Genomic DNA, 16,536 nt, shown 5'->3' on the forward strand with positions numbered 1-16,536 from the left:
GATCTGTACGAATTAAAGGAAGACGCCTGATGTATAGAGGGATCTGATTGATTTCATATGACCTTTCCATATTCCCATCTAAGATTCACGAATGATCCTATGTCTCCTTAGCAGCTCATTTCATTACCCAAGTTAAAAGGAAAGAAGGTGCAGGATCAACGGTCTACGGTTGATCCTGCACCTTCCTTTCCCATATGATTTACTATTGATTTAAATGAAATCCATATAAATACGCGGCCAACTTGTCAAACTCTTCATCAGAGGAACATTCAATCTGCAGATCAATAAAGGTCATCACAACTTCTTCATCGTCAAACGGAAAGTGGCTGTTATCTACATTGGTTAAAATCTCCCGCTTAGACAGCCCCTTCCCAAGTAACACATCAACAGCCTGTATCATTGAAGATACTTCTGCCATGTGTACGCCCCCTTATATCATAGGATTCCTTACTGTGACGTTTCTCCGTCAAGTTCTATGAAATACCAGAAGCCATAAGGAAAAACGCACAGTGACAAGAATGCATATAAATTCTTGTACCTATTATTTACTACACCATTCCGCCGATTTCCTGCTTCTTATACAGAAAACCACGATCCACTCTTTCAAGAATAGAATAAAACCAAATGGGATGACCCAGAGGTCCTGTGAGGCACACACTGCAAAATAGAAGATCATGACTGGTGCTGTTGATCATACTGGTCTCCGTATTCCTTGCGCATGTGAAAGTAGTGAATAAGTCGAAGGGTAGGGCGAAGGATCATTTGGGTACTTCCAAGAATATATAAGGTCACGCCCCAGTTCCTCGAAGGTTCGAAATAGAAGAGGACACTTCCCATTAAGAACGTCACTCCAAGCAGGATGTCGTTGACCGTATAAAGAATGTCATAAGTTTTTTTAGAGAAGAGATTGTGTTTCTTTATATGAGCATCCACATATTTTTGTTTGTTTGACTTTTGTTTGGACAAACCTTCACCTCCCCTACAACTATTCCCTTCTGAATTAAATTTTATAACGAAAGTCTGGTAGACATTCCCTTTTCAGTACCTCCATACCGAACTGCTCAGATCGATGGTGAAAAATTTCGGATGACGTACAATAAAGACAGCATGGGGAGGTGAGGAGAAAGCAAAAGGATGTATAAGATTAGTGGAAGCACTCAAGACGCATGCCAAACAGAAGCAGTAGCTGAACCGACAGCAGAAGCAATGTGCATGAACGACAGGATCTGTTCCTTCTGTTTCTTATACTATCCAATACACGCCCAATAGAAAAAACACAGCAACGTTTGAACGTTGCTGTGCTTTTCTCGATTCAATGGTGGATATTGTAAACCCTCTCACCGTCTACGAAGGTCATTTCTGCACGGCCGTTCTCTTTGATTGGGTGCTTGTCCCATAATACGAGATCGGCATCTTTTCCAACCTCGATGCTGCCTGTACGATCGGCGATTCCCAAAACCTCTGCTGCTCGAATCGTAACTCCCTCCAAACCAACATCGGAATCAAGACCTGCCTTGACGGCAAGCTGAATTGATGTTTGAAGCTGACCAATAGGGATGACAGGATGATCAGTAATTATGGCAAAAGGAACCCCGTGATCATCCAGGGTGGCGTAAGTTTCCCAAGAAATGTTTCCAAGCTCGACTTTTTTTCGGCTGGACAACGTCGGCCCTACCGAAAACTTATAGCGCTCCTTATACTTCTCAAGATGATGGGCGATCTTATGCCCTTCTGTGACATGTTCGATATGTAAGTCAATTTCAAACTCATTGGCTATTCTGATCGCCGTCATAATATCGTCCGCCCGATGGGCATGGACACAAAGAGGAAGTTTTCGTTCTAAAACTTTTCCGATTGCTTCCAGTCTTAAATCGCGAAGCTGATCGGTTTCTATATAATGAGCCGCTTGAACGAAGCGTTCGCGAATCATTGCCGCGATCCCCATCCGGGTCACCGGAGCCCGGCCTTGTTGACCGTGGAATTTTTTCGGGTTTTCTCCGAGTGCCATCTTCAGTCCTGCTTCTTCTTTCACAACGATATCTTCAACGACGTTGCCAGGCTTCACCTTTACAACAGCCGTCAACCCGCCAATGACATTGGCACTGCCAGGAAGAACCTGTGCGGAAGTAATTCCTGCCTCAGCAGCGTCGATAAACCCCTGATCAGCTGGGTTCACCCCGTCAATCGCACGTAGATGCGGTGTCATCGGTTCAGAGGTTTCATTGAAGTCGGCTCCTTCCCAGCCAACACCTTCTTCATCGATTCCTAAATGGGTATGCGCATCGATCCAGCCAGGAGTCACCACTCTCCCTCTTCCTTCAATCACTTCCTCACAACCAGAGACATCAACGTCCCTTCCGACGTGTTTAATCTTTCCCTCATCAATCACGAGCGTACCTTCATGTATAGGAGGACCGGTGACAGGGATAATGGTTACATTTTGTATAGCTAGCATAGACTTTTCCTCCCTAATTCTCATTAATATACGTATAGACTTGGCAAGCAAGCTGCACATTGAACCAGTCCCCTGAGTTGTCAAAATCAAGCTCAAGGATATCCTGGATTCTTCTGATGCGGTAATAAAGCGTATTGGCATGTATATTCAGCTGTTCTGTAATCTTGCGCAGATCTTTATCGTAGGTAATATAGGTAATTAACGTTGGAATCAATTCTCCATTCTTCTTCCGATCATAGTCAATTAAAGAACCGAGAATATCAGAGACATACAGGTGCAGCTCTTCCTCGCTATGCTGCAGGAAAAAACGATAGATGCCGGCTTCGACAAAACTCATGACCTTTTTGCCGGGCTGATTCTCAAGAAGCTGCATACATTTCTCTGCGTCTTTATAGGATTGATTCAAATTCGATAGATTTTTATGCACGCGTCCGACGCCCAGTTTAATAGGTGCGGACGTCTTCTCCATTTGCTGCACAAAAGGCTTGATGTTTTCCCGTGCCGCCATTTTCCCTTGTCCATCCAGGAAACTGACCATGGCAAAGATGTAAGAACTGTTCATGGATACAATCCCATTGATTTGATTGATCGCTAACGCGTGTTCCAGAGACTCCACTATCTCATCTTTTTGTCTTCGTGCATTTTGAAGCATGTCTTCCTTTTCCCCTGGGGAAGCGTCCACTTTACACAAGACCATGACGTAATAATCCGAAGGCAGGAACCCTAAATTCGAGGCCTGAACTTCAAGAGAAGGCGTCATTTCTCCTGCCAGCACCCCTTCCACAAGTTCACCTTTCGCCCGGTTCTCGGCTTCTTTTATAGCATCCTGCTTCGTTAATTCCAAGGACAGCACCGTTGCTCCGTATTCAAACAGCACGATATCATTTTCAAAGAAGTCCGCGGAGTCGATCCATACACAAAGAAAGCCCCACATGGAATCCACCCCTACGACTGGAAGAACGACTAACCGCTCTTCTCCTTCTGTCGTGATTTGCTGCCACTTGGTCGTCGAGATCACTTTCTTTACACGATCATGGTTGAGGAACTTCTCCGGCAGGTGCTTTTCTTTCGCTTCGTCATCTATGTAAAAAGGCTTCAATAACGAGTCATAGATAGCAAAAGGATACCGGACCATTCGCTTCAGTGTACGCACGATCGCATAGGCCCCTTCTCCCCGGGCGGCAATGTTCGTCAGCTGGTGGTGAAAGTCTGTCGTACGCTGCATGGTGACATGCTCTTTTCTTAACGCCTGGTGCGTTTGCTGCAATTCTTTTCGGTGCTTTCGTTCCTGTTTATAAAGTTTCGAATGTGTAATGACAATCGCTACGTGGTCAGCCAGCGATTCAAGCAGTTCCAAATCCTGTTCGGAGAAAAAGCTCTCCCCTTTGAAACTATCGATGGTAAGTACGCCAATGGTTTCGTACTGGAAGCGTAACGGAACAGAAATCATGCTGTCTGGGAATGCTTTATCTATGGTCGAGTCAATGTAATACTGAAAGTTCGACTCAGACATATTGCCCATCGTTCCCGCAATTTCTTTCTCCCCGTGAATCATCATAGACTTCCCATGTTGAAACACCAGGCCACTTACGCCTTCGCCTACGGTTAGTCTCGTTTTCTTGTAGCTGTGTTCTTTAAAACCGACAGCCGATTGAACCAGTAGTTTGTTAAGCTTGTCATCGTGTAAGAACAAAAAGCCTGTGTCAGCGGCAGAAAGCGCATCAACGACAGACTCAATAATGATGTCCAATAGGTTGTCTTCATACATACGAGAAGCAAGCGTATGAGCGACATCCATCAATAGATCGAGAGAGTTTTGCTTCTCCTGATCCTTCCTATAATTCATCAGCAATTTCAGCCAAGGCTCATATTGATGGAAATAGTCATACGCTTCTTTTTCGTTATAGGGAGTGGAACCAGCAAGAACAACGATCATGTCCTTATATTGGAATCCAAGCATGGTCGAGGATATATGAATGACCGATTCCTGACTCTCGAGACATAGATCGATCCAGCTGGTTACGTTAATAAAGTTCTCCCTTCCAGAAATCGCCTTCCTGGATGCTTTATCAATTAAATAGATTTGGTCCTGATCGAATTGATTCTTCAACTGCTTTAGCAACTCTGTTTTCATCGCTCCACCTCATCTTCTACTATAGAAGAGATTGTCGAAAAAAGAAAATTCTTAAAAAACGGTTCCTTCTTTCACGGCATCAATCCATTCATAGTAGCGTTCAATCAGAACCGATTTGTTTTTCTCATAGATGCGGCGCAACTCACGGACGGGATCTTCGTGATCATCGACACGGAAATCAACAAATGGGTATTGATCTACAGCGACAACCTTAACCGCTGATGACTGTTTGCCCCGTACATCCCCGCCGGCTGCATCCGCTGCTTCCAACGCTGTAATCAATCGTTCAGCTAAGGGACCTGTTGAATTCTCAAAGGCCAAAGCCATCTCATCCATCACTTCAGGTCCCGCTAACAAATTGCCTTGGATGGAATATTGATCACCAATCCTGTGACCTTTGTAGTCGTCATTTTCCACTCCTGTATATGCGGCACAATTGCCGTAGGAATCCATGACGGAGACTTGACGGAGTTCTTTGCCCGGGTCATCCAGCAAGAGATGATTCAGCGTTTCATTGGCCGTCCTCCCCTGTTTGAGGTGAGCGAGCCCTTCCTGCCCAAGCGGCGGGTTGACCCACCCTTGAGTAACGACCGCTCCCACATTCGGTTCGATATGTGGGGAATACGCTCCAACCCCTGGGAAACAAGTGGCGACAGCTCCCCCGAAATTCCCCGTTTCAGGACAGCGGGCGATAATTGAAAATGTGTTTAGTTTCATAGCTTACACCTCATGACAGGCCACATAGTGACCATTTTTTATTTCTCTGAATGCTGGAACCTCCCGCCTGCATTGTTCTGTCGCAATGGGACAGCGTGTATGAAAACGGCACCCTGACGGAGGATTGTCCGGACTCGGCACCTCACCCTCCAGTGGAATTCTTTCCCTTTTTACATGGATATCTGGAACGGGAATGGAAGATAGCAGCGCCTGCGTGTAGGGGTGCAGCGGTTCGTCGTAAAGATCGTCACTCTCCGCGAGCTCCATCATCTGACCAAGATACATCACCCCAACACGGTCACTGATATACTGGACGACACTTAAGTCGTGGGCGATGAACAAATACGTGAAATTGTACTCCTCCTGCAAATCCATCAAAAGATTAATGACCTGCGCCTGAATGGAGACATCCAAAGCGGCTACCGGCTCATCAGCAACAATGAACTTCGGCTTTAAGGCAAGAGCACGGGCAATCCCGATCCGTTGACGTTGGCCACCAGAGAATTCATGCGGATACCGATCCTTGTAACTCTCAGGAATTCCAACATCCTTCAAGAGCTTATGAACGCGTCCTTTCCGTTCCTTCTTCGGCATTCCGACCGTCACTAAAGGTTCCTCGATGATATCCATGACAGTCATCCTCGGATTTAGAGACGCAAATGGATCCTGAAAGATCATCTGAAAGTCTCTACGGCGTTTTTTTAGCTCTTTTTTATCCCAATCGAGGATGTTTTCTCCTTCAAAATAGATGGAACCTTCGGTCGCATCCAACAACCGCATCAACAGACGTCCGGTCGTTGACTTCCCACATCCGGATTCCCCTACGATCCCAAGCGTTTCTCCTTTATGGACAGAAAAACTGATGTCATCGACGGCTTTAACCGTACTTTTCTTTTTGAACAATCCATTCGAAACATTAAAGTACTTCTTCAAGCCTTCGACGCGTACGATTTCTTCCGTTGTCATCGTTGTTATCCTCCTCTTCTAACCAGCAGGCCACGGTATGCTGCTCTGACTCCGATGGTATAAGATCCGGCTGTTTCTCTAAGCATTGGTCCATGACGAACGGGCATCGTTCAGCAAATCGGCACCCTTCCGGCAGGTCATGCAGGTTCGGCGGGTGCCCTTCAATCGGCTCCAGCCGGTCTCGTTTGCCTGGCCGGGGGACAGAATTCAATAACCCTTGCGTGTATGGATGCTTCGGACGATCAAAAATATCCTCCACCGTACCTTCTTCCACGATCTTGCCGGCATACATGACAGCGACACGGTCACACAGTTCAGCCACCACGCCTAAATCATGAGTGATCATCACGATCGCTGTACCGGTTTCGTCTCTCAACCCTTTTAAAATGTCGAGCACTTGAGCCTGAATGGTCACATCCAGCGCCGTCGTCGGCTCATCCGCAATAATCAGATCAGGATCACAGGCGAGGGACATCGCAATGACCCCGCGCTGACGCATCCCTCCACTGAAGTGGTGAGGGTACTGCTCGGCACGCTTCGCCGGAGACGGGATGCCGACCTTGGTCAACATTTCTACCGCTCGTTTCCAGGCAGACTTCTTATCCTTCTTCTCATGGATGATTGGCATTTCCGCAATCTGCGTTCCAACCGTATAGGCGGGATTCAAGGAAGTCATCGGGTCTTGAAATACCATGGAAAGGTCTTTTCCTCGGATCTTCTGCATCTCCAAACTCGATTTCTTCAGAAGATCCTGCCCATGATAAAGCACTTCTCCGGTCACTTCTTCACTGCTCTTGTCTCCCACAAGTCGCATGATCGATTGGGACGTCACACTTTTTCCGCAGCCAGATTCTCCGACAACCGCGAGAATCTCGCCTTTTTTCACTTTGAGACTGACTCCGTCAACCGCTTTGACGACGCCTTTCTTCGTATGAAAATGGGTCTTCAAGTCATTGACTTCCATAATGTAATCAGACATCGAATCTCTCCTTTTCTTACGCTGACTCATTCTTCAGGCGAGGATCCAGCGCGTCACGTAGTCCATCTCCCATAACATTGAAACTGAAGACCGCTAACGTAATGGCAATCCCAGGGAAGACAGCAATCCACCAGGCGGACTCCATCCAGTTCTTTCCTTCACTCAGCATGATTCCCCAGGAAGGCGTATCGGGTGAAACCCCCAACCCTAGGAAACTGAGCGCAGCTTCTGCGAGAATGGCAAAGGCAAACGACAAGGTCACCTGTACGATGAGCGGGGCCATACTGTTCGGAAGGATGTGCTTCCACATGATTTTTAAGTTGCTGACACCCATGGACTGAGCGGCTTCAATATAAAGCGAGTTCTTATTAGAAAGAACGGATCCGCGTGCAATCCGTGCAAAGATTGGAATATAAACAATTCCAACAGCAATCATCAGATTAGTCAGGCTCGGTCCTAGAATCGCCATGATGACAAGAGCAAGTAAAATATCAGGAAACGCAAACATGACATCGGTTAACCTGGACAACGCGGCATCCACCCATTTTCCGTAGTAGCCTGCGACTACACCGATGATCGTCCCAATCACGAGGGAAAGACCAACGGAAATGATCCCCACCTGCAAGGAAATCCTTGTTCCATAAATGATACGACTCAAAATATCACGGCCAAACTGATCCGTCCCTAATAAGTGAGCCAAACTCGGGCCGGCAAGCCTTGCGTCAGGGGCCATCTTATAAGGATCATATGGAGCTACAAGAGGAGCCGCAATAGCGAGGATGATCAACATCAAGGTCATGAATAAACCAAACATGGCTATTTTATTCTTCTTTAATTGATACCACAGGTCTGACACCTATGATCCCTCCTTCCTAGTAACGAATCTGTGGATTCAGAAATCCGTAAATGATATCGACAATCAAATTAACAAGAACAAAGGCGCTTGCGATAAACAAAATCGTTCCTTGCAGCAGGGCGTAATCCCGGTTAGTAATCGCAGCAAGCGCTAGCTGACCGACACCAGGCAGACCAAAGATCTGTTCAATGACCACAGAGCCTCCGAGCAAGTACCCGGTCTGAATTCCTAACACCGTCACGACAGGGATCAACGCGTTCTTAATCGCATGTCGCCAAATCAAGCGCTGGTTGGAGACCCCTTTGGCCCGAGCCATCTTGATGTATTCCTGATTGGTCACTTCAAGCATGGAAGAGCGGGTCATTCGCATCGCTACCGCCCCGACAGCCGTCCCTAAAGCAATCGCCGGTAAAAGCATGCTTTTCAAATTTCCCCACACGCTTTCGTAAAGGCCGACAAAGCCCCCAGATGGGAACCATCCTGCATACAACGATAAGAAAAGAATCATTAATGTACCGAGCCAAAAGTTCGGGATTGAAATTCCAAGCATTCCGAACAGGCTGGCACCATAATCGAACTTGCTGTTCCTGCGTAGAGCCGCGATCGTTCCAAGCGGAATAGCCAGAATCACCGCAATGACCACACTTAAAATGGCCAATTCAATCGTAATCGGTAATCGAACCAGAATCGCCTGAAGGACCGGGGTGTTCGTAAATTGTGAATAACCAAAATCCCCTTGGAATACATTGCCTAACCAAGTCAAGTATTGCTGGATCAGCGGTTGATCCAATCCATATTTCGCACGCAGCGCTTCGGCCTGGCTTTCTGTATAGCTGTTCCCAAGCATCGCTGTTACGGTATCTCCCGGCACAAGTCGAACGATGAAGAAGGCTACAATCGAAATTCCGAACAAGACCGGAATGGAAACGAGCAGCCGCTTAAAGACATATTGAATCACCTTAATTCTCCCTCCCACACGGTAAATTTTCTGTTGATGAAGGAAAAAGCGGCCTTAAGACAAGGTCGCTTTTCCCCTTTTCTTATTCTTCGATTTTTGTTTTTTCCAGAGACTTTGTCGTTACCGTAGGCGTTACTTCAAACCCTTTCACTCGATCACGAATGGCGGAGATATGCGGGTTGGCATAAAGGAAGACCATCGGGGCGTCTTCAGCAATGATCGCTTGAGCCTGGTCATAAATTTCTTTACGCTTCTCCTGGTCCATTTCCGTCCGGCCCTGTTCCAGAAGCTCATCTACTTCAGAATTGGAGTAATTCTGCTGATTGTACTTGCCATCAGTGTGGAAAATGTTGTACAGGAACTCGTCCGGATCAACAAAACCAACCCAGCCGACAACCGTCATTTCAAAGTCACCAGATCCAAGCGCTTCAAAGAATACACTTTTCTCCTGCGAAACAACTTCGACATTGATGCCCACTTCTTTCAGCTGCTGCTTGATCACCTGCGCCGCATCAATCTGGTATTGGTTTGTACCCACTTTCATCTTCAGATCCAATCCGTCTCCGTAACCGGCTTCTTCAAGCAACTGCTTCGCTTTCTCAAGATCTGGTTCTGGATAAACCTCTTCTTCAAGGTGAGCCCAGTGGTTTTCTGGAATATTCCCACTTAGGAGTGGAGAAGCTTTCCCGAATTTAACCGCTTCGTTAATCGCACCGCGATCTGTCGCCCAGGCAATCGCCTGACGCACGTTCTTCTCAGCAAGCGGTCCTTCTTCCGTATTCAGACCAACGTACTCCCAATAGGTTCCTGGTACACTCTCGACCTGAACCCCTTCCGCTTTTTCCATCAGCTCAATGTCTTTTGGTTCCGCTTGCAAAATAATGTCGATTTCGCCGTTACGGATCGCTGTTGAACGAGCCGTTTCATCTGGAATGGAACGCCAGACGACTTGATCTAAGTATGGAAGGTCTTCTTTAAAGTAATCTTCGAACTTCTCGAGCACCATCTCCTGGTCCTTCGTCCAGTTGACCAGTTGGAAAGCACCGCTTCCCGCATCCGCATTGGATAGGTCCCCGTCATTTTCATCGACAACCGTTTGGTTTACAATCGCATTCATCGGATTCGCAAGAAACGTTACGAATGGAGCGACCGGCTTCTTCAGTGTCACGACAACCTCTGTTTCAGAAGGAGTCTCGATACTTTCCAGTGCATCGAACTGAGCCTTTCTCACTTCACTATCGATAATCCGTTCGATGGAATACTTCACATCTTCAGACGTCAATGGATCACCGTTATGGAAGGTCACACCCTCATGAAGGGTGAAGGTGTACGTTTTTCCATCTTCAGAAACTTCGTAATCGTTGACAAGCTCTCCTTCCACTTCACCATAGGCGTCACTCTTATAACGGAACAATGTATTGTACATATTCTCGATATAACGCATGGAAGCCGCATCCGTAACGGTGTGAGGGTCCAGGCTTTGTGCATCCGTAAGGTCGGTAATCGTTAACGTACCGCCCTCCCCATCGCCTGAGGACTCTTCTCCTCCTTCTTCATTCCCAGAAGTACTTGTCTTCGTAGGATCCTGACACCCGGATAGAACCATTGTGAAAATGACGAGTAACACTACCCAATAACGTTTCTTCATTTTGTTCCTCCTCTTAAATTTTCAGTATATTGTTAAAAAACAGTAAATTCATTGTATAAAAGATCGATTCGTAATGATATGTGACGAAACACGAATATGAAACTTATTTTTCGTAATGTATTCCAAGAAACAAGCTTGGATTTTTACAACCTTCTTTCTATCATTCTATAAATCAATGGAGAGACGCTGCTGCAGGCCAAACAAAAAATGCATGCGCCTCTTCAATTAGGCTCATGCATCTCTTTTAAAATTCTATCAATGTTTCATTCTTCTCCCTCTCACGGAAGACGATCCGACTGTCCACGCCTCTCTCCTCGCTCCGACCTTAGGAACCATGTGTCTTTTCATATTGCTTCGCGTATTCTCTACGCATATGAAAATAATGCACAAGCCGGATAGTCGGACGAATCAGCATTTGCACACTTCCAAGTACAAACAACGTGACGCCCCACGTCTTCAAATGTTCGAAATAAAAGAAGATACTCCCGACTAAGAACCAGACACCAAGCAACACGTCATTGATCGTATAAAGAATGTCATAGGTTTTCTTGAAAAAGATATCGTGCTTTCCGACATGAAGATCGACATACTTCTGCTGGTCAGACTTTTGATTCGACAAACGCTCACCTCCCATTGAACTATTCCTTCTTTCGTATAGAATGACTTACCCGGAAAGAAACCACTTGAAAAGATGGATTGCGTAGATAATCAGGCGTTTTAAGAATGTTGGATTCTTTTTGTACCTTTCACACAAATGTAAGCGCTTATATTTTGTAGTTTCAACGAACGTTTATAGATGGAAACGTGATAGGGTAGAACATGGACCTTGTACAAAGACCGCCCTACATAGACGGTTACAACTAGAATAGGAGGGTTTATCATGTTAGATGTATTGAATCAAATCAATGATGTTCTATGGGGAACGCCCAGTTTGATCCTGTTATTCGGAACAGGGTTGTTCTTGACCTTCATATTGAAAGGTCTGCAGTTCAGCAAGCTGTTCTATGCCTTCAAACTTGCTTTCACAAAAGAAGACAAATCAGAAGCATCTGAAGATTCACAAGGGGATATCAGTAATTTTAAAACACTAATGACAGCGCTATCAGCGACAATCGGAAACGGAAATATTGCCGGTGTCGCAACAGCTTTGACACTTGGTGGTCCCGGAGCGATCTTCTGGATGTGGGTCGTCGGTTTGCTGGGGATGGCGACCAAGTACTCGGAAGCCCTGCTCGCGATGAAATATCGGGTAAAGAATGAAAACGGGGAATATTCCGGCGGCCCGATGTATTATGTCGAACATGGCATCGGCAGGAAGTGGAAATGGCTTGCTGTTGCCTTTGCCTTATTCGGAGCTTTCGCTGCCTTAGGCATTGGAAACAGTGTCCAATCCAATACCATTTCTGATGTGATGACAGAAAGCTTTCATATCAACGGCTGGTTTACAGGAGCCGTCCTTGCCATCTTAACGGGGCTGATTATATTCGGCGGCATTCAGCGGATCAGTACAGTCGCAGGATTTTTCGTACCGATTATGGCCTTCTTGTACATAGGTGGAGCGGTATTCATCATCATCGCCAATTACGATGCGATTATCCCTGCCTTTGAGTTGATCTTCCAATACGCCTTCAGTCCCGTTTCCGCCGCCGGTGGATTTGCTGGAGTGGTCGTCATGGAAGCGGTCCGAAGCGGTGTTTCACGCGGGATCTTCTCTAACGAAGCAGGTTTAGGTACAGCCGCATTGATTGCCGGAAACGCCAAAACCGATCATCCAGTCAAGCAGGCATTGGTTGCGATGACAGGTACCTTCATCGTGACGATCGTCGTGTGTACGATGACTGGTTTAGTCCTGATTATGACCGGTTTCTGGGATCCATCAGGCGGAGCAATCTCAGGGGTCCAGCACGCGACCGGGCTTGACGGCGGCGCGCTCACAAGTGCAGCGTTCGGACATGCCTTAGGAACGATTGGAGAGTACATCGTCGCCTTTTCGGTCATCTTCTTTGGATTCTCCACAATCGTCGGCTGGTACATGTACGGTGAGAAGTGCTTTGAATACTTGCTTGGCCTTCGCTACATCGTTCCGTATCGTTTCATTTATATTACGGCAACGTTCATGGGAGCTGTCATGCAGCTGGACCTTGTGTGGGCATTTGCCAATATGGCGAATGCACTAATGATGATTCCGAACTTAATCGCCTTATTACTTCTTTATAAGGTGATTAAGAGTGAAACGAACGATTACTTTCATAACTACCTTCACCAGCAAACGTACACGCGTTCGAAAGCAAGCTAGCTGGATAGTAAAAAAACCTGTCTACGGACAGGTTTTTTTACGTCTTCTTTCTATTATGAAAAGCTATGTAGCACACACTTCAACGCATCCCTTCGATCATCCGTCTCTCCAAACAAGAGAAAAAGCACAGGGGCATGCACCGCAAAAGCGCATACCCCTGTACTTCTCTTTACATCCATTTCGTCCTAACATGGGTGAGCCACCTGCCAGGGTGGTTCAGGTATTAGTAAATTTCTTTGAGTGGACGCAGCACATCTTTCACGGCATCTGCTGAACGATCTAGTGAGGATTTCTCTTCATCCTTCAGCGGCAACTCAATGACACTTTCAATGCCGTTTCCACCGAGAATCGTCGGCACACCTAAGTAGATGTCCTCGTAGCCGTATTCTCCTTCTAAGTAAGCAATCGAAGGCAGGATTCTCTTCTTATCTTTCACAATCGCTTCAGCCATTTCTACAAGAGAAGCGGCTGGTGCATAATAAGCACTTCCTTGACCGAGAAGATTAACGATCTCTCCTCCTCCTTTACGCGTACGTTCGACGATATCCTGGAGTTGGTCTTCTCTTAATAGTTTATCGAGCGGGATGCCGCCCGCATAGGAATAACGGACAAGCGGCACCATACTGTCCCCGTGTCCCCCTAAGACGAAACCTGAGACATCTTCAACAGAAACGCCCAGTTCTTGAGAGACAAACGTGTTAAAGCGTGCCGTATCCAGGACCCCAGACTGACCGATCACGCGGTTCTTTGGAAAGCCCGTCGTCTTGTAACAGACATAGGTCATCGCATCGACAGGATTACTCAGGACGAGAATATAACTATCGGGTGCATATTTTTTCACGTTTTCAGAGACGTCTTTCATGATTTTCGCATTGGTTTCTACAAGCTCATCCCGGCTCATTCCTGGCTTTCTTGGAATCCCTGCGGTGATGATAACCATGTCGGCATCTTGAATGTCTTTATAATCAGAGGTTCCTGTAATATTCGAATCAAACTTTTGTACAGGGGATGCTTCCAACATATCAAGCGCTTTCCCTTTGGTTGGGTTCTTCATCGATGGGATATCAACGAGGACAACGTCGCCTAATTCTTTTTGTGCAATCATGAGGGCCGCCGTGGTACCCGTATAGCCTGCTCCGACAACGGCAAATTTATATCGCTTGAATGACATGTCTCCTGCCTCCTATTACTGTGCTTCACTTTCTTCGTTGTTTGTTTCATTCCCTTGGTCTTGGGAAGGTGCTTTCTTTCTCCGCTTCGGAGCTGCCTTAGGTTTTGGCTTTGAAGGTGGACTGGAAGTTTGATTTACGCTTTCCTTCCCGTCCTTTGTGAGGATCACTCCAGTTTCGTCGTCCGGATGTGGAATGACGTGATATCCTACAAGTTCACCTACACGATTCACCGCTTCTTTTCCTGCATCGACAGCTGCCTGTACAGCACTCACATCGCCTTCAACAAGAACCGTTACCAACGCAGCATCAATTTTCTCCTGTTTCACAAGCGTGACATTGGCCGCTTTTACCATGGCATCTGCCGCTTCAATTGAACCAATAAGCCCTCTCGTCTCAATCATGCCTAAAGCTTTAGCCATTTGCTCCACCCCTTTCTACTTCGACGGAATCGATAATACCAATAATTAATGCATCAATAGGAATAGCCGGGCCCTCCTGTAAATGAGAGCTTGCACTCCCTCTTGTGACCATCACCTTATCGCCCACCCCAGCTCCAATCCGGTCAACCGCTACAAAGGTTGAAGCTTCCGGAGTGCTTGCTTGGTGATCAGGCTTCACGACTAAGAATTTGAGACCGACGAGTCCGTCTTCTTTTCTCGTCGCCCAAATATTCCCGATAACTTCTCCTACAACCATACATCCAACCTCCTAGGACTCCTCGATAGAAATAATAAGGTTTGCTTCTCGTGCTGCATCTTTTGCTAGAGGAGTGACGATCGTTTCTTTTGAGATGTGAATGTCGTTGTAAAGCCATTCACTCACTTCCTTTTGAGTCAGCAGCTTCCCAGCGTAATAAAAGGGAGAACTTGACGTTTCCCCTGGAGGAGATAACACGTCTCCTGATGGCAATACAGAAACCCTAAACGACAGCAAATCTTCTTTATAGGACCGCAAACGTTCAACATAAGGAGCGGGGATTCCCTCCGAAGGTGTGAAGATCCAGTCCAACGATCGATCCAATCGAAACTGAACCCTCGTTCCGCTACTCACCAACCTAGAAAAACAACGACTTTCCGCTGTATCCGCAAGGCCGAGCGCACTCTTCACAAACAAGTCCTGGTCAACGTGAGGGAACAACGCATGAGAAGGAAAATCAAGACCTTCTACATCCTCAGGCTTTATCCAGTTCAAATGCCAGCTGGATTTCCACTCCTCTAAATCTTCCGGAATCCCTTCTGATGTAATGACATGAAGTGTGGGTTTTGAAACAGGATCATGACCTTGTTCCTTTAGAATCTCCGCCACAATTTCTTTGATCAGCTTTCGATCATACATAGGTGGGCGCACCCTTTGTGAGTATTCCTTTTTGCCCGGTCTGGATAGCCCCTGCATTGGCTTCATCTGTATCGATATGCATCTCTAATTGATACTTCTCCGAAACACGGATCACCGTTTTAGAAAAACGGACAGCACGGCCTGGGTTATTGACCGCAACTTCAACCACTTCCCCGTCCCTCACTTGGAAACGATCCGCATCATCCGGGTGCATATGAATATGAGCTTGGGCCAAAATCAACCCTTCTTCGAGATATAAACTCCCTTTCGGACCTATAATCGTGAAAGGACTCGAGTTCTTTGTCTGTCCGGATTGCCTGATCGGAGGCTTCACTCCCAGCTTAAAAGCATCGGTTTGACTCACTTCAACCTGCGGGGAGCTACGAAGCGGTCCAAGGATCCTCACCTTTGCTATACTTCCTTTCGGGCCTGCGATCGTTACCGTTTCGTTGGCAGCGAATTGACCGGGTTGGGAAAGAGGAGCTTTTTCACTCAATTCATACCCTTGGCCAAACAGGGTTTCTAAACTAGCCTTGTCCAAATGACAATGTCTAGCTGAGACCCCGATCGGGACCTCGCTAGACGTATGGTTCGAATGCAAGAGTTCCTGCATCACTTCTTCTACAATCGATTCTAAGTCTTCTCGAGCCATTTTGTTTCCTCACTTTCCTTACCTATCCTTAAAATAGGTAAGTAGATGTTTGAAAATCTATTTATTGAGCGGCGTCGATTTTTGGAAGAATGCTTTCCAATTCGTTGTGTGGACGTGGGATCACGTGTACGGATAGTAACTCTCCTACTCGTTGAGCGGCTGCGCTTCCCGATTCAGTAGCCGCTTTAACGGCTCCTACATCCCCACTTACTAGAATCGTCACAATTCCTCCACCTACATGGATTTTTCCAACTAAGTTCACGTTTGCTGCTTTCACCATTGCGTCTGCTGCCTCTACGGATGCTACTAAACCTTTCGTTTCGATCATGCCTAATGCGCCATTCAATGCCATTGTAAATTCCTCCTAA

General features: G+C 46.6%; 18 protein-coding genes. 1 reads left to right on the forward strand and 17 read right to left on the reverse strand.

Annotation, left to right across the window (positions count from 1 at the left end; all coding sequences use genetic code 11):
- Positions 1–202: 202 nt before the first annotated feature.
- From HFA01_RS13800 to HFA01_RS13850, 11 genes are all read right to left on the reverse strand, one after another.
- Complete coding sequence (locus HFA01_RS13800; protein WP_146817218.1) at positions 203–418, reverse strand: hypothetical protein; 216 nt, start codon at positions 416–418, stop codon at positions 203–205.
- Between the two features lie 254 nt (positions 419–672).
- On the reverse strand, positions 673–966 hold the full coding sequence (locus tag HFA01_RS13805) for a YrhK family protein (protein ID WP_146817219.1): 294 nt from the start codon (positions 964–966) through the stop codon (positions 673–675).
- A gap of 346 nt (positions 967–1,312) precedes the next feature.
- Positions 1,313–2,455, reverse strand: a complete 1,143-nt coding sequence (locus HFA01_RS13810) for an amidohydrolase (protein ID WP_146817221.1) — start codon at positions 2,453–2,455, stop codon at positions 1,313–1,315.
- 13 nt (positions 2,456–2,468) lie between these two features.
- Positions 2,469–4,589 carry a helix-turn-helix domain-containing protein gene (locus HFA01_RS13815; protein ID WP_146817223.1) on the reverse strand — a complete coding sequence of 707 codons (2,121 nt, stop codon included), beginning with the start codon at positions 4,587–4,589 and terminating at the stop codon, positions 2,469–2,471.
- A 51-nt stretch (positions 4,590–4,640) separates the two neighbouring features.
- Complete coding sequence (locus HFA01_RS13820) at positions 4,641–5,306, reverse strand: DUF1028 domain-containing protein (RefSeq protein ID WP_146817225.1); 666 nt, start codon at positions 5,304–5,306, stop codon at positions 4,641–4,643.
- Between the two features lie 3 nt (positions 5,307–5,309).
- Positions 5,310–6,272, reverse strand: coding sequence for an ABC transporter ATP-binding protein (locus HFA01_RS13825; protein WP_146817227.1), 963 nt, complete (start codon positions 6,270–6,272; stop codon positions 5,310–5,312).
- The gene (locus tag HFA01_RS13830) at positions 6,223–7,251 is read right to left on the reverse strand and encodes an ABC transporter ATP-binding protein (protein WP_146817229.1); all 1,029 of its coding nucleotides are present in this window, start codon (positions 7,249–7,251) and stop codon (positions 6,223–6,225) included. The genes HFA01_RS13825 and HFA01_RS13830 overlap by 50 nt, the downstream gene beginning before the upstream one ends.
- Before the next feature lie 16 nt (positions 7,252–7,267).
- A complete protein-coding gene (locus tag HFA01_RS13835) occupies positions 7,268–8,107 on the reverse strand; it encodes an ABC transporter permease (protein WP_146817231.1) in 840 nt (279 codons plus the stop codon).
- 16 nt (positions 8,108–8,123) lie between these two features.
- Positions 8,124–9,065, reverse strand: a complete 942-nt coding sequence (locus tag HFA01_RS13840) for an ABC transporter permease (protein WP_146817233.1) — start codon at positions 9,063–9,065, stop codon at positions 8,124–8,126.
- A gap of 82 nt (positions 9,066–9,147) precedes the next feature.
- Entirely contained in the window at positions 9,148–10,713 is a 1,566-nt protein-coding gene (locus HFA01_RS13845) for an ABC transporter substrate-binding protein (protein WP_146817235.1), read from the reverse strand.
- 325 nt (positions 10,714–11,038) lie between these two features.
- Positions 11,039–11,332 (reverse strand): YrhK family protein, encoded by a 294-nt coding sequence (locus HFA01_RS13850; protein ID WP_246139335.1) that lies wholly within the window; start codon positions 11,330–11,332, stop codon positions 11,039–11,041.
- 261 nt (positions 11,333–11,593) lie between these two features.
- On the opposite strand from HFA01_RS13850, the gene HFA01_RS13855 reads away from it, so the two are divergent.
- A complete protein-coding gene (locus HFA01_RS13855; protein ID WP_146817239.1) occupies positions 11,594–13,009 on the forward strand; it encodes an alanine/glycine:cation symporter family protein in 1,416 nt (471 codons plus the stop codon).
- A gap of 223 nt (positions 13,010–13,232) precedes the next feature.
- Here the strand turns inward: HFA01_RS13855 and mdh are convergent, their stop codons facing one another.
- From mdh to HFA01_RS13885, 6 genes are all read right to left on the reverse strand, one after another.
- Positions 13,233–14,180, reverse strand: coding sequence for a malate dehydrogenase (mdh, locus tag HFA01_RS13860; protein ID WP_146817242.1), 948 nt, complete (start codon positions 14,178–14,180; stop codon positions 13,233–13,235).
- A gap of 15 nt (positions 14,181–14,195) precedes the next feature.
- Positions 14,196–14,600, reverse strand: a complete 405-nt coding sequence (locus tag HFA01_RS13865; protein ID WP_146817244.1) for a BMC domain-containing protein — start codon at positions 14,598–14,600, stop codon at positions 14,196–14,198.
- Positions 14,593–14,877, reverse strand: a complete 285-nt coding sequence (locus HFA01_RS13870) for a EutN/CcmL family microcompartment protein (protein WP_146817246.1) — start codon at positions 14,875–14,877, stop codon at positions 14,593–14,595. Before HFA01_RS13870 ends, HFA01_RS13865 begins: the two co-directional genes overlap by 8 nt.
- Before the next feature lie 12 nt (positions 14,878–14,889).
- On the reverse strand, positions 14,890–15,516 hold the full coding sequence (locus HFA01_RS13875) for a hypothetical protein (RefSeq protein WP_146817248.1): 627 nt from the start codon (positions 15,514–15,516) through the stop codon (positions 14,890–14,892).
- A complete protein-coding gene (locus HFA01_RS13880) occupies positions 15,509–16,168 on the reverse strand; it encodes a phosphate propanoyltransferase (RefSeq protein WP_146817250.1) in 660 nt (219 codons plus the stop codon). The genes HFA01_RS13875 and HFA01_RS13880 overlap by 8 nt, the downstream gene beginning before the upstream one ends.
- A 61-nt stretch (positions 16,169–16,229) precedes the next feature.
- Positions 16,230–16,520 (reverse strand): BMC domain-containing protein, encoded by a 291-nt coding sequence (locus HFA01_RS13885; protein ID WP_085028730.1) that lies wholly within the window; start codon positions 16,518–16,520, stop codon positions 16,230–16,232.
- Positions 16,521–16,536 lie beyond the last annotated feature (16 nt).

Origin of the sequence: Halobacillus faecis, from assembly GCF_007991335.1 — a bacterium.
GTDB classification, from domain to species: domain Bacteria; phylum Bacillota; class Bacilli; order Bacillales; family Halobacillaceae; genus Halobacillus; species Halobacillus faecis.

What these genes read in the sequence shown, in the direction of transcription:
- HFA01_RS13800 (WP_146817218.1), bottom strand. Translation starts at nt 418, where the DNA reads ATGGCAGAAGTATCTTCAATGATACAGGCTGTTGATGTGTTACTTGGG.
- HFA01_RS13810 (WP_146817221.1), bottom strand. Translation starts at nt 2,455, where the DNA reads ATGCTAGCTATACAAAATGTAACCATTATCCCTGTCACCGGTCCTCCT.
- HFA01_RS13815 (WP_146817223.1), bottom strand. Translation starts at nt 4,589, where the DNA reads ATGAAAACAGAGTTGCTAAAGCAGTTGAAGAATCAATTCGATCAGGAC.
- HFA01_RS13820 (WP_146817225.1), bottom strand. Translation starts at nt 5,306, where the DNA reads ATGAAACTAAACACATTTTCAATTATCGCCCGCTGTCCTGAAACGGGG.
- HFA01_RS13825 (WP_146817227.1), bottom strand. Translation starts at nt 6,272, where the DNA reads ATGACAACGGAAGAAATCGTACGCGTCGAAGGCTTGAAGAAGTACTTT.
- HFA01_RS13830 (WP_146817229.1), bottom strand. Translation starts at nt 7,251, where the DNA reads ATGTCTGATTACATTATGGAAGTCAATGACTTGAAGACCCATTTTCAT.
- HFA01_RS13845 (WP_146817235.1), bottom strand. Translation starts at nt 10,713, where the DNA reads ATGAAGAAACGTTATTGGGTAGTGTTACTCGTCATTTTCACAATGGTT.
- HFA01_RS13855 (WP_146817239.1), top strand. Translation starts at nt 11,594, where the DNA reads ATGTTAGATGTATTGAATCAAATCAATGATGTTCTATGGGGAACGCCC.
- mdh (WP_146817242.1), bottom strand. Translation starts at nt 14,180, where the DNA reads ATGTCATTCAAGCGATATAAATTTGCCGTTGTCGGAGCAGGCTATACG.
- HFA01_RS13865 (WP_146817244.1), bottom strand. Translation starts at nt 14,600, where the DNA reads ATGGCTAAAGCTTTAGGCATGATTGAGACGAGAGGGCTTATTGGTTCA.
- HFA01_RS13870 (WP_146817246.1), bottom strand. Translation starts at nt 14,877, where the DNA reads ATGGTTGTAGGAGAAGTTATCGGGAATATTTGGGCGACGAGAAAAGAA.
- HFA01_RS13875 (WP_146817248.1), bottom strand. Translation starts at nt 15,516, where the DNA reads ATGTATGATCGAAAGCTGATCAAAGAAATTGTGGCGGAGATTCTAAAG.
- HFA01_RS13880 (WP_146817250.1), bottom strand. Translation starts at nt 16,168, where the DNA reads ATGGCTCGAGAAGACTTAGAATCGATTGTAGAAGAAGTGATGCAGGAA.
- HFA01_RS13885 (WP_085028730.1), bottom strand. Translation starts at nt 16,520, where the DNA reads ATGGCATTGAATGGCGCATTAGGCATGATCGAAACGAAAGGTTTAGTA.